Source organism: Chitinophagaceae bacterium C216, from assembly GCA_028485475.2.
GTDB classification, from domain to species: domain Bacteria; phylum Bacteroidota; class Bacteroidia; order Chitinophagales; family Chitinophagaceae; genus Niabella; species Niabella composti.
Genome location: CP144143.1, coordinates 1,454,868 through 1,476,950 on the forward strand (window position 1 = coordinate 1,454,868; position 22,083 = coordinate 1,476,950).

14 protein-coding genes are annotated in these 22,083 nt (G+C 42.0%); 1 reads left to right on the forward strand and 13 read right to left on the reverse strand.

All coding sequences use genetic code 11. The features are described from left to right. Positions 1-52 precede the first annotated feature (52 nt). The 5 genes from PIECOFPK_RS06030 to ilvA form a co-directional block, all read right to left on the reverse strand. A complete protein-coding gene (locus PIECOFPK_RS06030) occupies positions 53-2,506 on the reverse strand; it encodes a TonB-dependent receptor domain-containing protein (RefSeq protein WP_409966734.1) in 2,454 nt (817 codons plus the stop codon). Positions 2,507-2,580: 74 nt separating this feature from the next. Continuing rightward, positions 2,581-3,396 (reverse strand): helix-turn-helix domain-containing protein, encoded by an 816-nt coding sequence (locus PIECOFPK_RS06035; protein WP_409966735.1) that lies wholly within the window; start codon positions 3,394-3,396, stop codon positions 2,581-2,583. Positions 3,397-3,486: 90 nt separating this feature from the next. Next, positions 3,487-4,992: a glutamate synthase subunit beta gene (locus tag PIECOFPK_RS06040; RefSeq protein WP_409966736.1), complete on the reverse strand. Its 1,506-nt coding sequence runs from the start codon at positions 4,990-4,992 to the stop codon at positions 3,487-3,489. Between the two features lie 99 nt (positions 4,993-5,091). Beyond that, the gene (gltB, locus tag PIECOFPK_RS06045) at positions 5,092-9,606 is read right to left on the reverse strand and encodes a glutamate synthase large subunit (protein WP_409966737.1); all 4,515 of its coding nucleotides are present in this window, start codon (positions 9,604-9,606) and stop codon (positions 5,092-5,094) included. 284 nt (positions 9,607-9,890) lie between these two features. Further along, on the reverse strand, positions 9,891-11,135 hold the full coding sequence (gene ilvA / locus PIECOFPK_RS06050) for a threonine ammonia-lyase IlvA (protein ID WP_409966738.1): 1,245 nt from the start codon (positions 11,133-11,135) through the stop codon (positions 9,891-9,893). Between the two features lie 121 nt (positions 11,136-11,256). On the opposite strand from ilvA, the gene PIECOFPK_RS06055 reads away from it, so the two are divergent. Beyond that, positions 11,257-12,402: a methionine aminotransferase gene (locus PIECOFPK_RS06055; protein ID WP_409966739.1), complete on the forward strand. Its 1,146-nt coding sequence runs from the start codon at positions 11,257-11,259 to the stop codon at positions 12,400-12,402. On the opposite strand, the gene PIECOFPK_RS06060 is transcribed toward PIECOFPK_RS06055, so the two are convergent. The 8 genes from PIECOFPK_RS06060 to PIECOFPK_RS06095 all read right to left on the reverse strand — a co-directional run bounded on the left by PIECOFPK_RS06060 (position 12,377) and on the right by PIECOFPK_RS06095 (position 21,859). Next, positions 12,377-13,834, reverse strand: coding sequence for an ATP-binding cassette domain-containing protein (locus PIECOFPK_RS06060; RefSeq protein ID WP_409966740.1), 1,458 nt, complete (start codon positions 13,832-13,834; stop codon positions 12,377-12,379). The genes PIECOFPK_RS06055 and PIECOFPK_RS06060 overlap by 26 nt on opposite strands. A gap of 123 nt (positions 13,835-13,957) precedes the next feature. Next, a complete protein-coding gene (gene ilvC / locus PIECOFPK_RS06065) occupies positions 13,958-15,439 on the reverse strand; it encodes a ketol-acid reductoisomerase (protein WP_330973523.1) in 1,482 nt (493 codons plus the stop codon). Between the two features lie 21 nt (positions 15,440-15,460). Next, positions 15,461-15,922, reverse strand: a complete 462-nt coding sequence (locus PIECOFPK_RS06070; protein ID WP_330973524.1) for a DinB family protein — start codon at positions 15,920-15,922, stop codon at positions 15,461-15,463. A gap of 25 nt (positions 15,923-15,947) precedes the next feature. Next, a complete protein-coding gene (ilvN, locus tag PIECOFPK_RS06075) occupies positions 15,948-16,535 on the reverse strand; it encodes an acetolactate synthase small subunit (protein ID WP_330973525.1) in 588 nt (195 codons plus the stop codon). Between the two features lie 57 nt (positions 16,536-16,592). Continuing rightward, positions 16,593-18,329 carry a biosynthetic-type acetolactate synthase large subunit gene (gene ilvB / locus PIECOFPK_RS06080; protein WP_409966741.1) on the reverse strand — a complete coding sequence of 579 codons (1,737 nt, stop codon included), beginning with the start codon at positions 18,327-18,329 and terminating at the stop codon, positions 16,593-16,595. Positions 18,330-18,376: 47 nt separating this feature from the next. After that, positions 18,377-18,871 carry a DinB family protein gene (locus PIECOFPK_RS06085; RefSeq protein ID WP_409966742.1) on the reverse strand — a complete coding sequence of 165 codons (495 nt, stop codon included), beginning with the start codon at positions 18,869-18,871 and terminating at the stop codon, positions 18,377-18,379. A gap of 2 nt (positions 18,872-18,873) precedes the next feature. Then, a complete protein-coding gene (gene ilvD / locus PIECOFPK_RS06090) occupies positions 18,874-20,556 on the reverse strand; it encodes a dihydroxy-acid dehydratase (RefSeq protein WP_330973528.1) in 1,683 nt (560 codons plus the stop codon). Positions 20,557-20,695: 139 nt separating this feature from the next. Then, entirely contained in the window at positions 20,696-21,859 is a 1,164-nt protein-coding gene (locus PIECOFPK_RS06095; RefSeq protein ID WP_330973529.1) for a 2-isopropylmalate synthase, read from the reverse strand. Between the last annotated feature and the right edge of the window lie 224 nt (positions 21,860-22,083).

Consider the following 22,083-nt stretch of genomic DNA (forward strand, 5'->3'; position numbering starts at 1 on the left):
GTTTTTTTTGTTTTGAAAAAGAGCCATCGTATTAACGACGGCTCTTTTTTTATTAAAACTCTTTTTCTCCAATTTCACTCTGTGGTAGTTTAATTTTTCGGTTTTTTCTAAGGAGATTAAAGCCCACCGAAAGTTGTAGTTGGTCAGGTTCATAAATGTAATTAGTGGTTGTATAAAAGTCGTTACCCCAAGTGGTAATACGCTGGCGGTTAGATATCTTCATGCCGGCATCTATATTCAGCCATTGCAATTGGAAATACCATCGTTTATCAGTCGTTGTTTTTTTCACCGTAAAATGCGGTGTTAAAAACGCACCATCTTCCCCTTGCGCCGTAGCTCTTAAGGAAAGATAGTTAACGCTTAATTGCAGTAACCAATTTTTGGGCAATGCGAACGACTGTGTACTATTGATACTGTATACCCATTTTTGATTGTTTACAGGGATGGTTCCATGAAAAATGGCCCCTTTGATTTTGTATTTGTATAGGTTGCCGCCTAATAAAAAGCGCCATACGTGGGTAAGCTGCCAATCTAAATTTGCCTCCACACCGGTTTGTGTGGCTTTTCCTGCATTTGTGAACACTCTATTTAAAATGGTATCATTAAATACTTTGTTTACGCGTTGAATAGGGTTCAGTATTCGTTGGTGATATAAAGTGATAAAAAAATTACCTCTTTTTAAACCTTGTTCTACACCCAGCTCATAAGTCCCTGTGAGTTCGGGAAGAAGATTCGGGTCACCTTGTTCCAGCGTTTCAGAGTGTTCTCTTTCGGGGAAGGGATTGAGCTCATAATTATTGGTTCGTTTGATACGTCGATTATACCCTGCTTTTATCACACCTTTATTCCATGCGGCGTAGCGCAATTGTACGGATGGAAAGAGATTGGTAAGAGATAGCTTGTTGTTTTCACTGCTCTGTGAAAAATATAAGTTTCGCTCGGAGTGTTCCAATCGTAGTCCTGCTGAGTAGTTTAATTTATCAGCTCTACCACTGTATTGTACATATCCGCCATGAATATGATTCTTTACATCGACCTTACTTGGAAATGTAGGATCGGTTTCAAAATCATTAGAACCATTGATTTTAGTAAGATACAAAAAGTCGCCATTTTGTATATCGTATCTGTACTGATATCCTATTTGAAGATTGCCATTAGCAATGTCTTTAGAGTAGTCTACTTTTCCTCTGTATGCTTTTAATGGATTGGTGCTAGGATTTACCGTATATTGAATGGTATCTATTAGCTGCGGATATTGGAGATTAAGATTGTATGTGGTACCCGATAGTTTAGCCTGTTCAAATAACCCAGAGAAACTGATTTTAGAGTTATCTTCAAAGGTATGTATATAGTCTAGGTTGGCTAATGTAAAAATTCCTTCTTTATTCTGTGTATTTTCGTTGAAATAATTAAAGTAGGTGATCGCCCCTGTATTTAAATTTTCTCGGGAGTTATGATACAATAGATCGGCTACCCGGCTTTGATATTTTTTTCCGATATAGAAGCCCGTTGAAAAGGTATTGGAAGAATTAGCTTGGAAATCCACAGCCATTCTGGCACCATAATTATATCTTTTATAACTCCGCTCTCCTGTAGAAGGGAAGGATGTTTTTACCTCGTCAATGATAGTGTATACATCCCCCTCTCTAAATCCTGCCAGATCATTGCGCAAATAGTTGATACCTGCATTTATGTTCCATTTATTTTTATTATACCCTGCTAAAACATCGAAGCCATAACGTTTAGGATGGTTGTAACGTTTATTGTCGAAATCATTAATAGGGGGTGCGCCTCCCATAAGATTGGCCTGAATGATCCAACCGTCCTCTACACTATCTTTTGTTACAATATTAATAATCCCACTTTTCCCATCAGCATCATAAGCGGCAGAAGGGCTTGTAATGAGTTCTATATCTTCAATGGCTCCTGCCGGTAATTGGCTCAATACAAAGCTAGGATCTCCCTGTGTAGGTTTGCCATTAATTAGCACTAAAAAGCTGTTGGACCCTCGAAAGGAGATGGTCCCATTAGCGTCTACCGAAATGGCGGGTAGATTGCGAATTACGTCCACCGCTGTTCCATTAGCCGCATTGGTAAACTGAGAAGATTTATATACTTGTCTATCTACTTTAAATGATACAGGAGCTTTACGTCCTTCCACCACCACAGCTGCTAAGGAATAGGATTGGGGCAATAAGTAAAGTATGCCTAGGTCGTAGGTTGGCTGTATTTCTAATGGTAGCGTTATTTCTAGAGGTTGAAAATTAATATGACTAATTATTATTTTCCCCTTTGATATGTGGGGTGTAGTTATCTTAAAGTAGCCCTTATCATTGGTTTTTTCGCTTTTTATTATTGAGCCGTTAGCACTTAGTACTTGTATGGTAGCGGCGGGGAGTGGTTTTTGTTCTACACTATCTACAATAGTTCCACTTATTACAGATTGGGCGTTTAAAGACAAGGAGAGGGCACATATCCATGCCATGAATAGTAATCGTTGTGTCATAAAAGCTTGTTAGAGATCACGAAGTTGCGTAGAAGCAACCTATTTGTGTGGTCTATTTGAAAAAAATATGGTATTTATGGATGCTTTCTTAAGAAAGAAGGCGTGGTGCCTGTATTTTTCTTATAATATTTAGAAAAGTGTGAGTTGTCTTTAAAGTTAAGGAGGTATGCAATTTCCGAAATAGATAGTTGGGTGTATAACAAAAGCCTTGTCGCTTCTGCGATTACATGTGAAGCAATTATTTCTGCTGCAGCCTTGCCCGTTTCTTTTTTGCAGGCAGCATTTAGATTTTGTGGTGTGGTATGAAGTAGCTTTGCATAATGTGATACTGTATTCATCTGATTTTTGGATGAGATCAGTAGTTGGATAAATGAAGCATACAAACTTCCGGCCTGAGGTTTTGACACTGATGCTGTACGCAACACTTTTGCAAGTAAGGCTTTGAGAAGACTTAAAAATGTGATATCGGGATAAGTATTCAATTTTAGCTCCTCTTCCAACAGATGAAAGATGTGGCTAATAGATGGTGCTTCCTGAGAAGGTTCACTTAATTTGGTGTATTGATGAAGTTGGGTAAATAAATATTTTAATTCCGGGTCAAAATATTGTTCTGCAAATTCTTTTTTAAGAATAAGTACAAATCCTTCGGGTTCTACTGTGATATCCCAAAAATGTAATTGATCCTGTCTGATTACAAAAAGAACGGGTGGCTCAATAGGGAAGGTTTCAGCATCTATAGTATGCGAACCTTTTCCTTGAGATAAGTAGATTAATTCCAAGTAGCTATTATGCTTGTGAGGGTTGGTTTTTCTAATATTTTTTCTAAAAGTTTGAACCTTTATCCCTGTGCTATCCTTGGCTTTGTCTTTGATTTCGATATTCGATGGCATGCATTGTTGTTGTATCTTTCATTCGATTGTTATCGAATAAAAAAATCCCTTTTCATAAAGGGATTTTTTTATTTATGATATTCTTTTTGTTTATTGAAAATTCATTAGTATAGAACTTTCTTTGCTTTCCAGTAGGGAAGTACCCATCAGGTATTCGTCGACTTTGCGCGCGCATTCGCGTCCTTCGCTGATTGCCCATACTACAAGACTTTGACCCCGACGCATATCGCCTGCAGTAAATACCTTAGGTATATTAGTAGCATATTTCCCTTCTTCAGCTTTTACGTTGCCACGGTTATCCAATTCTACACCCAATTCTTCCAATAATCCCTGATGCAGCGGATGTACGAATCCCATGGCCAGCAGCGCCAGTTCACAGGGGATTTCTCTTTCTGTTCCCGGAACTTCGGTAAAGCGGGCAGGCTGACTAGGAGCTGGTGTAGACCATTCCACATCTACTACTTTTAACGCTTTAAGATGCCCGTTTTCGTCGCCGATGAACTCTTTGGTAGAAATGCTCCAGTATCTCTGTGCTCCTTCTTCATGGCTGGTAGTAGTTTTAAGTAATATGGGATAAGTAGGCCATGGCATCGAAGGAGTTCTCTCTTTCGGAGGCATGGGTAGCAATTCGAACTGTGTTACAGAAGCTGCTTTATGACGATTGCTGGTGCCTACGCAGTCGCTACCGGTATCTCCACCACCAATCACCACTACGTTTTTACCGGTTGCTAATACTTCTTCGGTAAGAATATTGCTCTCGATGTCTTTGTGTGCTAAGAAATCTTTTCCGGCTACGCGCTTATTATTTTGCTTCAGGAATTCCATTGCAAAATAAACACCTTTCAGGTTACGTCCTGGAATAGGAAGATCGCGAGGTACAGTAGAGCCACCGCAAAGTACGATAGCATCGTACTGACGCATGATATCGCTCACCTTAACATTTACCCCCACGTTAGCGTGACATCTGAATTCTACTCCTTCCTCCTGTAACAAAGCAATACGCCGGTCTACCACCCATTTTTCCAGCTTGAAGTCTGGAATACCATAGCGTAATAAACCTCCGGGTTGTTCATCGCGTTCAAATACGGTTACAGAGTGACCTGCGTAGTTCAGTTGTGCCGCTGCCGCCAGACCTGACGGTCCGCTACCGATAACGGCAACTTTTTTGCCGGTTCTAACGTTAGGTACTTTTTTAGTAACGAAGCCTTTTTCGAAAGCGATTTCGATAATATGTTTTTCGATCTCTTCAATGGTTACAGGAGGTTGATTGATACCCAGTACGCAACTCATTTCACATGGTGCTGGGCAGATGCGTCCTGTAAACTCAGGAAAGTTATTAGTGGATGCTAATATTTCGTATGCTTCGCGATAATCTTTTCTATAAACGGCGTCATTAAATTCGGGAATAACGTTTCCGAGCGGGCAACCACTATGACAGAAAGGTATGCCACAGTCCATACAACGGGCTGCCTGGTTGTTTAACTTTTCCTCAGGGAAAAGCTCCACGAATTCGCGATAGTGTTGGATTCGCTCCTCCACCGGCTTTTTGGAAGGAAGCTCCCTAGTAAATTCTAAAAATCCTGTTGGTTTGCCCATTTGTTATATAAGATTTCTAATTTTTTGATATTGAGATTAATTACAGAAGGAACATAGATGATCGGAAATCCAATCAGCTATGTTCCGCATGGTAGTCGTTTATGCAGTTTGTTTTTGTGCTACTCTGGCCTGCATAACTTTCTTGTACTCGGTTGGATATACCTTTACAAAGTTTTTAAGCTGGTTTTCAAAGTCGTCCAGGATAAACTTAGCTACGGTACTTTCGGTGTACTTATAGTGCCTTTCTATGTATTGTTGTAGGAAAGTCACATCGTCCGCTTCTAAGGGATCCAGTTCTACCATTTCCATATTACAGTTACGAGCAAACTTTTGTGCTGCATCGTAAATGTAGGCGATACCACCGCTCATACCGGCTGCGAAGTTCCTACCGGTTTCGCCCAGTATAATGGCTCTACCTCCGGTCATGTATTCGCAACCATGATCACCCACGCCTTCCACAACTACTATAGCACCGGAATTACGCACGGCAAATCTTTCACCGGCTTTTCCACGGATATAGGCTTCGCCGCTGGTAGCTCCATAAAAGGCTACGTTACCGATAATACTATTTTCTTCCGGAACGAATCCTGCTTTTTTATTAGGATAGATGATTAGTTTGGCACCACTTAAACCCTTACCAAAATAGTCATTTGCATCGCCTTCTAACTCCAGCGTAATTCCTTGATTACAGAAGGCTCCGAAGCTTTGTCCAGCGGTACCTTTCAGTTGCAGGTGAATGGTATCTTCGGGAAGGCCTGCATCGCGATACTTTTTGGTAAGTTCGTGCGACAGTACGGTACCTGCGGCACGGTCGGTGTTTACGATATCGAAAGAAGCTTTTACCGGAGTACCGTTTTCCAGCGCCGGTTTGGCAGCTTCAATAAACTTCCAATCGATGATGGAATCCAAACCATGATCCTGCTCTTCGCAGTGATAAATTGCTACACCTTCTTCAGCAGGCTCTTTATAAAGAATAGGAGAGAGATCCAGATTTTTATATTTCCAGTGATCAATTCCCTCTCTTACTTTCAGCTCATCTACCTGACCTACCATTTCATCGATAGTTCTGAAGCCGAGTTCAGCCATCAGTTCACGTACTTCTTGAGTCAGGAACTTGAAGAAGTTGACTACAGCCTCTACAGTTCCAGAGAAGCGTTTTCTAAGATCGGGGTCTTGAGTGGCGATACCTACCGGACAGGTATTCAGATGACATTTACGCATCATAATACAACCTTCTACCACTAGGGCTGCAGTAGCTATACCCCATTCTTCGGCACCCAGCATGGTGGCGATAATGATATCACGACCACTACGTAACTGACCATCGGTTTGCAATACTACACGACTGCGTAGTTTATTTTTCACCAGGGTTTGCTGTGTTTCGGCCAGACCCAGTTCCCAAGGCAGACCTGCATGGCGAATAGAGCTTAATGGAGAAGCTCCAGTACCACCGTCGTGTCCTGAGATTAATACTACATCGGCCTTAGCTTTTGTTACCCCTGCAGCAATAGTTCCTACACCGGCTTTACTTACCAGTTTTACATTGATGCGTGCATGACGGTTGGCATGCTTCAAATCGTGTATTAATTGAGCTAAGTCTTCAATAGAGTAAATATCGTGGTGTGGGGGAGGAGAAATCAATCCTACACCCGGAGTAGAGTGTCGGGTACGACCAATCCACTCATCCACTTTATGCCCTGGAAGCTGTCCACCCTCACCGGGTTTTGCACCCTGAGCCATTTTTATCTGCAGTTCATCTGCTTCTGTAAGATACAAGCTGGTAACACCAAAGCGACCACTAGCTACCTGTTTGATAGCACTACGCATGCTGTCGCCGTTTTCAAGTGGTTTATAACGAATCTCGTCTTCACCACCTTCACCGGTATTGCTTTTACCTCCTAGTCTGTTCATGGCTATTGCCAAGGTAGTGTGTGCTTCCCAGCTGATAGAGCCGAAGCTCATTGCACCAGTAGCGAACCTTTTATAAATGTTTTCAGCAGGTTCTACTTCTTCTATTGGAATAGAAGGACGCGTGCGTTTGAAGTCGAGCAGACTGCGGAGTGTGATTGCTTTTTTGCTTTGCTCATCGATAAGCTTGGTGAACTTCTTAAACAAGTTGTAATCGCCCATTCTTGTTGAGTACTGCAACAAGTGGATGGTTTGCGGATTGAATAAGTGGGCTTCACCTTTGCGTTTCCATTGATAGAAACCTCCAGTGGGTAGCATGTCCACCGGCAACTGTTTACGAGTGAATGCAAAGCTATGTTTTGCCAATGCTTCACGGGCAATTTCGTCCAAGCCCATACCCTCGATACGTGAAGTGGCATTGGTAAAGTAGGTGTTTACTACATCTTTATTGATACCGATAATTTCGAATATCTGTGCTCCTTGATAGGACTGTAGGGTGGAGATTCCCATTTTAGAGAATACTTTCAACAATCCTTCATTTACAGCTTTGATGTAATTTTTCTCAAGTTCTTCTACAGATTTATCGGTCTTTATCTTACCGGTTTCTTTTAACAGTTTAATTGTAGAAAGTGCCAAGTAAGGATTGATGGCGGTAGCACCAAAGCCCAGCAAACATGCATAGTGGTGTACTTCCCATACATCACCGGCTTCAACAACTAAACCTACTTTTCCACGCAGGCCTTTTCTGATAAGGTGATGATGCACTGCCGAAACTGCGAGCAGCGAAGGGATCGCAGCATGCTGACCATCGATAGCGCGGTCTTGCAATACCAATACCTCGAAGCCGTCATTTACTGCATCTTCGGCATAACGGCACAATCGGTCCAATGCACGGCGTAAAGATCCGGGCTTACCATCGGCTACGAAGTAACACTGCAGGGTTTTGGCCTGGAAGCTTCCTGTATCGATACTGCGCAACTTCTCCAGCTCGTAGTTGGTTAATACAGGCTGCTTCAGTGCCACAACGTGGCAGTCTTTTTCATCTTCAATTAGCAGGCTTCCATTATTACCCACGAATGTTGCTAACGACATTACCATCCGTTCACGGATAGGATCGATGGGCGGGTTGGTTACCTGTGCAAATAATTGTTTAAAGTAATGACTTAAATGTTGAGGTTGATCGCTCAATACAGCGAGCGGAGCATCTACACCCATGGATCCTACCGGCTCTTTACCATCGGTAGCCATAGGCATGATGATGTTTTCTATATCTTCTGAGGTATAACCAAATGCTTTTTGATATTTAAAGATTTGTTCAGAACTAAGATCGCTGAACATTACGCGAGGCTCAGGAAGCTCATGCAAACGGATTTTATATTTGTTCAGCCATTCGCCATAAGGCTTTCTGGAGCAGATATCGCGTTTTAGTTCATCGTCGCTAATAATGCGGCCCTGTTCCATATCCACTAGGAACATTCTGCCAGGCTGCAATCTTCCTTTTTCTATTACGATACTCTGATCTACCGGTAAAGCTCCTGTTTCGGAACCCATGATTACACGTCCATCGTTAGTAACGCAGTAGCGCGATGGGCGTAAGCCGTTCCTATCCAGTGTAGCACCGATGATTTTCCCGTCGGTGAATGAGATAGAAGCCGGGCCATCCCATGGTTCCATCAAGCAGGCATGGAACTCATAGAAGGCTTTCTTTACTGGATCCATGTCTTCATTACCATCCCATGCTTCAGGTATTAGCATCATCATTACATGGGGTAATGAACGGCCGGTCAGATACAGCAGCTCTATCATATTATCTAAACATGCAGAGTCGCTCTGATCGTTGCTCACGATAGGTACCAGCATATCCATTTCTTCGTCGCTAAACAAAGGCGATTCGAAGCTGGACTCAGCGGAGCGTAACCAGTTTAGATTACCTTGTAAGGTATTAATCTCTCCGTTGTGTGCAATAAAGCGGAAAGGTTGTGCCAATCTCCAAGATGGGAATGTATTGGTCGCAAACCTAGAGTGTACTAATCCAAATGCACTTACTACACGTTTATCGGAAAGATCAGGAAAGTATTCACGTACCTGATGGCTAGTAAGCTGCCCCTTATAAATTAAGGTGCGGCATGATAGAGATGCTATGTAGAAACCAATGGGATCTTTCTTAACTGCGTTACTGGTAATGTGGGTTGCGTACTTGCGTAATACAAACAGCTTACGTTCGAACTCGATGGCTGTTTTTACACCAGCAGGACGCTCTACAAAAACCTGCTCGATAGTAGGCTCGACCTCTAGGGCGCTAGGGCCAATGTCTGAGTTATTTACCGGCACCTTGCGCCAGTGTATAACACGCATGCCCAACTTTTCAGCAGCCCTGTTGAAGATGTCGCGGCATTCTTCTCGTGTTCGTGATTCTTTAGGGAAGAATACCATACCTACAGCATACTCTTCAATAGCAGGGAGTGTAATACCTAAGTGGAGACATTCATCGTAGAAAAATTCATGGGGGATCTGAATCATAATTCCTGCCCCATCACCTGTGTTGGCTTCACAACCACAGGCTCCTCGATGCTCCATATTTTCTAAAATCGTAAGCGCGTCTGAAATAGTTTGATGGTTCTTGTTACCTTTAATATTGGCGACAAAACCAATACCACATGCGTCGCGCTCGAAGGCGGGGTCATAGAGACCTTTGTTTTTTGTCATACCTTACGTTCCTCTTATAAATTTTTTACATAAAAATTTAGCTTTTCAATATGGAGCAGGCAATCGTGAGCCATGTAAAATAGTTAAAAAATCGTCAAAAAGGATAAAAAAAATAAAGAAATTTCCAAATTATTGAATTTTTACAAAAGTTTGCCGTTTTTCTTAGATTTTATTTAATTGAAAAGTGCTGTTTTCTTACTTCAATTCCTGCAACGAGAAGTTGCGTTTAGGGCATAAAAATCCTTCTCCTTCTCAGGATATTGCCAAGAAAATGAGATGATGATTTATACTAGGTAGCTGAATAAAGAGTCGTCTTTGTTTAGTTCTTTAAACTGTATATTCAGTTTTTGCATGCGCTCGATGAGGTGGTTGTAATCGTTTTTGTTTTTCAATTCAATGCCAATGAGTGCCGGCCCACTTTCTTTATTAGTCTTTTGCATGTATTCAAAGCGTGTGATATCATCGTCTGGTCCCAGTACATTATTTACAAACTGTTTTAAAGCACCGGGTCTTTGTGCAAAGTTGATAAGAAAGTAATGTTTTAATCCTTCATACTGTAAGCTACGCTCTTTGATTTCCTGCATGCGGTCGATATCATTATTGCTACCACTTACAATGCATACTACATTCTTACCTTCTATATCGTCCTTTAAGAAATCAAGGGCTGCAATAGAAAGTGCGCCGGCAGGTTCTACAACAATAGCATCTCTATTGTACAGTTCCAGAATGGTGGTGCATATTTCCCCTTCCGGCACTAGAATTACATTATCAAGAATGTCCTGGCAAATTGCAAAAGTTATATCACCTACTCGTTTTACAGCTGCACCATCCACAAAGCGGTCGATGTTGTTTAATTCAACGGGATGGCCGGCTTTCAGTGCTTCCGTCATGGAAGGAGCGCCTTCTGGTTCGGTGCCGATGATTTTAGTGGCAGGACTGATTGTTTTGATATAGCTGCCAGCACCCGCACAGAGGCCTCCACCGCCAATAGGAACAATGACGTAATCGATATCTTTCAGTTGTTCACATATTTCATATCCCACAGTAGCCTGTCCTTCGATTATTTTTTCATCATCAAAAGGATGGATAAAGGTCATGTTGTTTTCTTCCGTAAACTTTTTGGCAGCACTGGCACAGTCGTCATAGGTATCACCAGTGAGGATAATTTCAATATTGTCCTCACCAAACATTTTGGTTTGTGTAATTTTCTGCTTGGGAGTAATGGAAGGCATAAAAATGGTGCCTTTAATATTGAGGGCTTTGCAGCTGAAAGCAAATCCTTGTGCATGATTACCTGCACTGGCACACACCACTCCACAGTCGAGTTGTTCTTGAGGCAAAGAGCTCATCAAGTTATAAGCACCGCGTAGCTTATATGATCGTACCAGTTGAAGATCTTCGCGCTTTAAATATATATTGGCTTTATAGCGACGACTTAAAGATATGTTCAGCTGTAAGGGCGTTCGGGTAACTACGGATTGGAGTCTTTGTGCGGCGGCAGTTACAGCTTCGACTGTTACGGAATGCATATGTTTATGATAAATGTTATTAAATAGTTCAGCAAAAATACAAACATGGGTTGGATACGGTTATGAGAAATCTTTTTTAAAGCAGAACTTGTTGCATATTTGCATAACCTAATTCTGTTTGATGAAACTGCATTCGAAACACTCGGCACCTCGCCTGAATATTTTTACGTCCATGACCAACCTTGCGCGTGAGGAAAATGCTTATAATCTCTCGCAAGGGTTGCCTGATTATCCTATAGCGCAGGAGCTGCATGTATTACTACAAGAAGCCGTTGTGAATGGATATAATCAGTATGCTCCCATGCAAGGATTGGTTGAGTTGCGCGAGATGATTGCTCAGGAACTAAATGAACGGTATAATACGAATTTCTGCTCGCCGCATGTGGTGACGATCACGCCAGGGGCTACATATGGTATTTATACTGCGCTTACAGCCTTAATAGATAAAGGTGATGAAGTGATTTATCTGGAACCTGCTTTCGATTGCTATCTTCCAGCTATAGAAATTAACGGTGGGGTACCGGTAAAAGTTACATTAGATGCTGCCAATGGTTTTAAAATGGATTGGCAGCAGCTTGCAGACGCCATCACAGAGAAAACCAAAGCTATACTGATTAATACGCCGCATAATCCTACGGGGTACGTTTGGACGAAAGACGACTGGCAACAGCTGGCATTGTTGATTCAAGACAGGGATATTTATGTGGTTTCGGATGAAGTGTATGACAGTATTGTTTATGATGGATATAAGCATGTTCCCGGATTTTTGCAAGAAGGTTTGCAGGATAAAGTCATTTCTATTTATTCATTCGGTAAAACCTTTCATATTACTGGATGGAAGGTGGGATATTGTGTGGCTTCAAAGGAAATTACAGAGGCATTTCGTTCTATACATCAGTATCTAACTTTTAGTGTTAATACACCTGCCCAGTATGCACTTGCAAAATATTTGGAAATATATGAAAGAGAAGCTGCCGCGAAGTTATTGCAAAACAAAAGGGATTTGCTAATGGAGGGGATGCAACAATCTCGCTTCAAGATGCTCAATAAGAGCATCGGCACTTATTTTCAGTTATATGATTATAGTGCCATTAGTGATATCGATGATGTAGCATTTGCTCAGTGGTTGACTAAGGAGCATAAAGTCGCTACCATACCACTGAGCGCGTTTTATAAAGCTCCACAAAATTCCAAAGTTATTCGTCTTTGCTTTGCAAAGGAAGATAACGTGATAAAGGCTGCTACGGAAGCTTTGCGTCGTGTGTAGTAGTGGTACGTTCTACAATACGACCTTCTTGTAATACTAGTCTGTGAGTTAGACAGCTGGGTAATAGTGATTCGAAGTGCCCAACGTATATAATCGTTATACCGTTTTTGCTGATTTCGTCTATTAAGTCGTTGAAGTATTGCGTCTGTTCATTATCCAATCCTTGGCAGGGTTCATCCAGCACTAGTAGTTGCGGGTTCTTGATAATGGTACGTCCCAACAATGCCAGTCGTTGTTTGCCCAAGGGCTGGGTTGCCAGCAGCTCATTTTTTACATCGTACAGATCGAGAAAGTGTAACAGCTCTTCTAACTGTACTTTTTGAGAATACCTCAAAGGTTGATACAATCCATTGGCGTCAAAGAATCCGGAGGCTATACTATCTGCCACACTTGCGGTGGTATCGAAATACCAGTGCAACTCTGGAGATATCATGCCAATACGTTTTTTAATGTCCCAGATGCTTTCGCCACTGCCGCGTCGTACGCCAAAAAGTTTTATGTCATGTGCATATGCCTGTGGGTGGTCGGCGGTAATGAGACTTAATAAAGTAGATTTGCCTGAGCCGTTAGGGCCTTGCAGAAGCCATCGTTCTCCAGCATTCACTTCCCAATTGATGTCGCGGAGTACATACTTTTCATCATAATGGATGTTTACATCCTTCATGCTGATTAAATTTGTGCTGGTATACTCAGGTGATGTTTTTAGAAAATCGGGCAGCGGTTTCAATGCCTTTTTAATGCTTGTAGGAAGATGATCTCCTAATGCTAGTTTGCCATGGTTCATTGTTGCAAAGTGCAAATCTCCTTCTGGTAGTTCTGGATCGTTGCCTAAAAGCAACAGCGTACCTCCCGCCTGCGTGTAGGTGTAAAACAAATTATTCAATGTTTTTCGGGATGCGGTATCTAATCCAGTATAGGGCTGATCTATAATCAGCAGTTGTGGCCGCAGCCATAGGGCTTTAATCAGCTGTAGTTTTTTATGTTCGCCACTGGAAACTTCAAAGAGCTGCTCATCCAATACTTTTGAGTAGTTAAAAGCAGCAATGAGTTTGTCAAGAGTTTCTCTTTGTAAAGCATGTGTTGCTCCGAATACTTCTAGTTCACGTTCAATTGTTAAAGTTTCTCTTCGTTGCTGGCGATTATAGCGTTGTTGATAATAAAAATTTCGATCCCCTTCAAGGTTAGTAAAACGATACCAGTTCTCTACATATAATGTCTGTGCGGGAAGAGGGCTGTTCTCGTCATACTGTATATGGATACCACCCATATATTTTATTCTTCCTGCAATTGCTAGTCCTAATGTGGTTTTCCCACTCCCGCTTATACCACGTATGATCCAACAACTGCCTGCATCAGCCTTAAATGCTATATTGTCTAATACAGTTTTAGTACCGTAATGTACCGATAGGTTTTCAATCCTCAATCTCGTCATGGAACAGATATAAAATTTAATTGCCGCGAGTGCAACAAAATTAGTTTGTGCACTCGCAGCAATGTTTATAGTTGTGTATTTATAGCATAGCCCGGGGAACCGGGCTACGAAATATGTGAAATATTAAGATGCTTTGATAGACTTCATTGCTGTCATTGCTTTACGCAATACACGACCTACGTCTTCAACGGGGTGATTGCGGATAGCCTCGTTGATTTTAATCAGCAACTGGTTGTCTACCGAATTGTCTTTACCTTCATTAAAGTTTTTACCTACTAAGTCGGTATCCACTTTCTTCATAAAATCTGCCAACAACGGTTTACAAGCCTGATCAAACAGGTAACAACCATATTCAGCTGTATCAGAGATGACGCGGTTCATTTCGTAAAGCTTCTTACGAGCAATTGTGTTGGCGATTAGCGGGGTTTCGTGTAATGACTCATAATAGGCAGATTCGGGTTTAATGCCTGCATCCACCATGGTTTCGAATGCTAGTTCCACGCCCGCTTTGATGAAGGCCACCATTAGGGTGTAGTTATCAAAATATTCCTGTTCGCTAATAGGCATATCTCCTGCTGGAGTTTTTTCAAATGCAGTTTCAGCAGTTTCAGCTCTCCATTTCAGCAATTTGGCATCACCATTTGCCCAGTCCTCCATCATGGTTTTGCTGAATTCACCGCTGAGGATATCGTCCATGTGTTTTTCGAACAATGGGCGCATGATGCTTTTCAGCTCCTCAGCCACCTCAAAGGCTTTTATTTTAGCTGGATTGCTCAGGCGATCCATCATGCCTGTAATACCGCCGTGCTTCAATGCTTCGGTAATAACTTCTACTCCATATTGTACGAGTTTGGCAGCATAGCCGGGGTCGATACCTTTTTCAATCATCTTATCGAACGACAAAATCGAAGCTGTTTGTAGCAGACCACAAAGAATGGTTTGTTCTCCCATTAGGTCTGATTTCACTTCAGCCACAAAAGATGATCTCAGTACACCGGCACGATGTCCGCCGATACCTACACAGTAGGCTTTGGCCCACTCTAAGCCTTTTCCTTCCGGATCGTTTTCGGGGTGTACGGCGATAAGCGTAGGCACTCCAAAGCCGCGCAGATATTCCGCTCTTACCTCGCTACCCGGGCTTTTGGGAGCCACCATAATTACGGTAATATCCTTACGTATTTGCATGCCTTCTTCTACAATATTGAAGCCATGTGAATACGATAATGTAGCACCTTTTTTCATCAATGGCATAACCGCGTTGATAACGCTGGTGTGTTGCTTGTCGGGTGTAAGATTGATTACCAAGTCAGCGATAGGAATCAGCTCTTCGTACGTACCTACTTGAAAGTTGTTGTCGGTAGCATTTTTCCAACTTGCTCTTTTTTGCTCTATAGCTTCTTTTCTCAAAGCATAGGAAACATCCAGTCCGCTATCTCTCAGGTTTAACCCTTGATTTAAACCCTGAGCACCACAACCTACGATAACGATTTTTTTTCCTTTCAGCGCATTAACACCATCTGCGAACTCATCTTTATCCATGAATTCACAAACACCTAATTGTTTTAGCTGCTCTCTGAATGGTAACGTGTTAAAATAATTCGCCATTGTTGTTTTAATATTTAAGATTTATGATTTAAGGATTCTTTTATAGTCTTTTATAATCTGCCAATGAAGTGTGTTGTGCATAGCAATGGTTGTCAGCATATCGTTAATGTTTGTTATAGGTACACCAAAAGTTTGGGTAGTATAAGTGTTGATATGGCTGAATTTATTTGCATCTAATGCCGCACGTACTTCAGCGGTAAAATTATCAGCTAAAGATATTAATTCGTTTATTTCTTCCTGCGATACAGGTCCTTGGGGGCTGCTACCTCTTTTATATTGCTCTACATATGGTAGTTGAATGCTTGTGTCGGCCCCGGTGGCAAGAAATGCCAGACTGTAACTACTGATTACAATATGGCCAAAGTTCCAGGCTATATTGTTATTAAAGCCTTCTGGAATTTTATTAATAACATCCAACTCCGTTTCGGAGACGATTTCAACTATTTTTTTATTTATAGTATTTATGTTGTCGAGAATAAACATATCTGTTTTAATGAACTAAAATAAATTACATTGTGAACACTTTGTCATTTTGATTGAGATATTCGTTCTCGACGGCTTCTTCACCTGGCTCTTTAGCTTCAAATTCTTTGATTTTTTTGTGAAAGCCTTCGCTTTTTTTGATGATAGCTACACGGGCGCCACGTACAAACTCAATGAGATTATATTTTTCAAATACTTTCACCAGTCTGTCAGTTTCCTCTCTGTGTCCTGTGCATTCAAACACGGTATAGTCGTTATTGATTGAAACGACTCTTGCTCCATACTCTCTCAGAATGCGTTCTACGACCATCTTATCTGTAACCTCAGAGGTAGGAACTTTGTATAATGCAAGCTCTTGCCATACAATTTCCTCGTTCAGGTTGTAGTAAGCTTTTAATACATCTACCTGTTTCTCTATTTGGCGACAAAGTTTTCTTACGACTTCTTCTGTTTCGTCAATCACGATATTGAAGCGATGGATACCAGGAATCTCGGACGCAGAGGTGCTTAAGGAGTCAATGTTGATTTTACGTCTGGAGAAGATAATGGTAATGCGTGCCAGCAAACCTGTTCGGTCTTCAGCATAAACGGTAATTGTATATTGCTGTTTCATTTTGTTAATAGTTAAATTGAGTTCAACTGTTTTACTGCAATCGGGGCTACAACCTTTTTATTTTAATCGAATTTCTGCCACACTACATCCCTGTGGTACCATGGGGAACACGTTATTTTCACGGCCTACCATTACTTCCAGCAAATAGCTACCATTGTGTTCCAGCATGGTTTTAAGTGCAGTCTTTAGATCATCGCGTTTGCTTATAGAATTACCTTCTATTCCATAAGCTTTGGCTAATGTAACGAAGTTTGGACTAGTAATATTTACAAAGGAGTATCGTTTGTCGTGGAACAGTTGCTGCCACTGACGTACCATGCCTAAGAATTCATTGTTCAATATTAGAATTTTTACGGGTGCGCCAAACTGCATAATGGTACCCAGTTCTTGCAATGTCATCTGAAAACCTCCGTCGCCAATAACAGCAATTACTTCTCTATCAGGTGCGCCATATTTGGCCCCTATAGCGGCCGGCAGGCCAAAGCCCATGGTTCCCAATCCACCAGAAGTAATATTGCTTCGGGATTGATTGAATTTTGCATAGCGACAGGCTACCATCTGGTGTTGGCCTACGTCTGTAACGATGATGGCTTCACCTTTAGTAAGCTCATTGAGTTCTCTTATAACCTCAGCCATGCTCATTATATCGCCCTGAGGATACATTTCTGGTTGAATGCATTGATTGTATTCTTCCTCGGCGTATTCTTTAAACTTATTTAACCAGGCAGTATGCTCTTTCTTTTCGATTAATGCAGTAAGGAGTGGTAATGTTTCCTTACAGTCGCCCCATACAGGCACAGTGGTCTTTACATTCTTGTCAATCTCTGCAGGGTCAATATCTAAATGGATTACTTGTGCCTGTTTGGCGTATTTGTCTAGACGTCCGGTTACGCGGTCATCGAAACGCATACCTACAGCGATGAGTACATCACATTCATTGGTTAGAACGTTGGGACCGTAATTACCATGCATACCCAGCATACCTACGCCCAGCGGGTGGTCGGTAGGAATAGCACCTTCTCCCATAATGGTCCATGCCGTAGGAGTACCGGCTTTTTCAATAAACGCTTTGAACTCTTTTTCGGCATTGCCCAATATTACTCCCTGACCAAAAATTACGAAGGGTTTTTCCGCTTTATTAATAAGCTCGGCCGCTTGTTCAATGTACTCTTTGCGCACGATAGGTTTAGGGCGATAGCTGCGAACATGGGTACATTTTTGATAAGGGGCTGCTTTGAATAATTGAAGCTGTGCGTTTTTGGTGATGTCTATCAGTACCGGACCCGGACGGCCACTGCGGGCAATATAGAAAGCCTTAGCCATTACCGAAGGAATTTCGCTTGCATCGGTAACCTGATAGTTCCACTTGGTAACCGGCATGGTGACGTTGATTACATCGGTTTCCTGAAAAGCATCAGTACCTAACAGATGTGCGAACACCTGACCTGTGATACATACAATAGGAGTGGAGTCTATCTGAGCATCGGCTAAACCTGTTACCAGGTTGGTGGCACCGGGGCCACTGGTAGCAAAAGCCACACCTACTTTCCCGCTGGCACGTGCATAACCCTGTGCGGCATGAATACCTCCCTGTTCATGACGGACCAGTATATGTTTGATTTTATCGTTATAATCATAGAGTGCATCATAAATAGGCATTATAGCACCGCCCGGATATCCGAATATGGTATCCACGCCTTCAGCTATTAATGCTTCCAATACAGCTACACTACCGCTGATTTCTTTTACTTCGGGTGCGGTTGTTTTTGTTTGTGGTGTTGTTGCTGTTTCCATAATAACTTTCTTTTTATTTATCGCACCATGCGATAAGGTCAAGACTTTTATGATTGTCGGTAAAAGTTTAATAAGTCGGTAGATGCTACTTCCGTAAAGCCCACTTGCCTCAGCATGGTTACCAGTTGTCCTCTGTGATACGTGCTGTGATTGAACATATGAGCAAAGACCTGATAGTAAGGTTTTGCATCAGGGGTTCCGTTCAATGTTTTAAAATGCAGAGGCGCATGGAGCTTGCTTTCTTCAAAAGTCTCTAGGAAGGTTTTTATATCTCTGAACACATTTCTCCAAATATCCACAAGCTCTTCTTTTGTTCCGCTGAACGATGACTGCAACCATTCTGTGTGTTCGAGCTCCTGAAACCTTTGCAGCCAAATATTTTCGGCACTGACGACATGTAGTACGGTTGCCTCAATACTGTTAAAGCTGCTTGTCACCTGTTGGCCCCACTGCTCGTTGCTTAATTGCAGGATCCAGTTACAAACTTGGGCGTTAGCCCAAGCATTGTATGAAGCTAGCTCTTTGAAATACTCTTTTGTCATTTTTAATCTTCGTCGGTTACACATCCCTCAGAAGCATCTTTCACCAGTTTTGCGTATTTGTACAATACCCCATTGGTGGCTTTAAGCGGCGGGCGTTGCCAGTTGGCTTTGCGCCTTGCTATTTCCTCATCCGGGACTTTTAACGTGATTTTATTATTGACAGCATCAATTTCAATAATATCATCATCTTGTACGAATGCGATTAAACCGCCTTCATAAGCTTCCGGAGTTACGTGACCTACCACAAACCCATGCGTACCCCCACTAAATCGTCCATCAGTAATAAGCGCTACTGATTTTCCTAATCCTGCTCCGATAATCGCACTTGTAGGTTTCAGCATTTCGGGCATACCAGGAGCACCTTTAGGGCCTTCGTTTTTGATGACGACGACATCTCCGGGTTTTACTCTGCCATTGGCAATGCCTTCAATTAATTTCTTTTCCCCGTCGAATACACGAGCAGTTCCTTCAAAGCGCTCCCCTTCTTTACCACTGATCTTTGCTACACTACCTTTTTCGGCGAGGTTTCCGTATAAGATTTGTAAATGTCCTGTTTTCTTGATGGGTTTATCGAGCGGCATTACGATATCTTGCGAGTCAAAATCCAAGTCTGGAACATTTTCCAAGTTCTCTGCAATGGTTTTACCGGTAACGGTAAGACAACTACCATCGATAAATCCGTTCTTCATTAAATATTTCATCACGGCTGGTATTCCGCCGATTTTATGTAAATCCTGCATCAGGTATTTACCACTGGGTTTGAAATCTGCCAGCACTGGTGTTTTATCACTGATTTTCTGAAAATCATCCTGTGTCAAGGGCACGTTAACGCTTTTTGCCATGGCCAGCAGGTGTAATACGGCGTTGGTGCTTCCTCCCAATGCAATTACAATGGTAATCGCATTTTCAAAAGCCTTACGAGTCATGATATCGCGAGGCTTGATATCTTTTTCCAGTAAGATGCGGATGTATTTACCGGCTTCTCTACACTCGCGCCTTTTTTCTTCACTTAAAGCCGGATTACTACTGGAATAAGGAAGGCTCATACCCATTGCTTCGATTGCAGAAGCCATTGTATTAGCCGTATACATACCTCCACAAGCTCCAGCACCCGGACAGCTTCTTTTTACAATTTCTTTAAAGTCGTTTTCGTCAAGCGTTCCGGCTATTTTTTGGCCCAATGCTTCAAAAGCCGAAACAATGTTTAGATCCTGACCTTTATAATGACCGGGGGCAATGGTTCCTCCATATACCATGATGGCTGGGCGGTTCAAGCGCCCCATGGCCATTAGGGAACCGGGCATGTTTTTGTCGCATCCGGGAATAGCAATCAATCCATCATAATACTGAGCTCCACAAACGGTTTCGATGGAGTCGGCAATAATATCACGGCTTACCAGCGAATAACGCATCCCGTCGGTACCGTTACTCATTCCATCACTGACGCCGATTGTATTAAATATCAAACCTACGAGGTCGTTTTCCCAAACTCCTTTTTTTACTTCTGCTGCCAGCTCATTCAGGTGCATATTACAGGGATTACCATCGTACCCCATGCTTACGACACCCACTTGGGCTTTTTTAAGGTCTTCTTCTGTTAATCCTAAGGCATATAGTTGAGCCTGCGCGGCAGGCTGTGTAGGGTCTTGCGTAATGGTTTTCGAGTATTTATTTAGTTCGCTCATAAAATAAATAATGTTCTAAAAGTATGTATGATCCGCTTGTAATTATGTTAAAGGCTAACTACGTGTTCAGTTTTGCTTGTACTGCAACAGGTAGTGGCAGACAATATTGCTGCTGATTATAGTAATGATTTTGCGATGATTATTCGGCAAGTGCTTTCATTTTATCCGCAATTACAATGAGGTCTGCATCTTCTACTTCTTTCTTTTCATCAGCAATGCGTAAGAATTGCTGATAAAGTTCATCTACCTGATTGCGGTCGAAATTATATCCTAGATTCTTAAATCGGTAAGCCAATGCACTGCGTCCGCTGCGGGCTGTAAGCACAATACGCGATGTATCGGCACCTACTTCATCAGGAGAAATGATTTCATAAGTGGAAGCTTCTTTTAAGAAGCCGTCTTGATGTATTCCTGAAGAGTGAGAGAATGCATTGTCACCGACGACGGCCTTGTTAGGCTGGACGACCATACGCATGGTTTCTGAGACAAGACGACTCATCGGTAATAATTTAGTAGTGTCGATATTGGTATAGAGGTTCAGTTCGGGATGTTTTTTGATAATCATCACTACTTCTTCCAGAGAAGTATTACCGGCCCTTTCTCCAATTCCGTTGATGGTACATTCGATCTGGCGTGCCCCCGCCATGGCACCGGCGATGGAGTTGGCTGTTGCAAGTCCCAAATCGTTATGACAATGACAGGATAAAATAGCTTTATCGATATTGGGAACATTGTTGATCAAGTAGGCTATTTTTTCCTGATACTGATGCGGCAGGCAGAATCCGGTAGTATCTGGAATATTTACCACTGTGGCGCCGGCTGCAATTACCGCTTCGGTGAGCTGTGCTAAAAACTGAATGTCGGCACGGCCAGCATCTTCGGCATAAAACTCTACATCAGGTACCAGATTGCGCGCCAGTTTTACAGCAGCTACGGCCCGTTCCAATATGTTTTCTCTAGTGGAGTTAAATTTGTATTTGATATGATTGTCTGAAGCTCCTATACCTGTGTGAATACGAGGTCTAACGGCAGGTTTTAATGCTTCTGCGGCTACTTCAATATCTTTTTGTACTGCACGGCTTAGACCGGCTACTGTAGCGTTTTTTATGGCTTTTGAGATTTCTTCCACAGATTTAAAATCCCCCGGGCTGGAGATTGGGAAACCAGCTTCGATAATATCTACACCTAAAGCCTCCAGCTTTAAGGCAAGCTTAATCTTTTCTTCGGTATTAAGTTTGCATCCTGGAACCTGTTCTCCATCTCTGAGGGTTGTGTCGAAAATAAATACTTTGTCTTGTGCCATAAATTTTAAAGCATTATAAATGAATAAAATTTCAGAATTTTAGCACAGCTATTCAGCCTTTATAAATAGCTGTCAATAAAAGTAAACATTCCTATATTGTGCAGGAAACCCAATTAAAAAGGATTTACGCCATATAAATTTTGTTATTCTTTGATATCTTATTGATTTTCAATCTATGACAAGTGTAAAAATTACAATGCCCAGTAGAAGTACAGATACGTTGT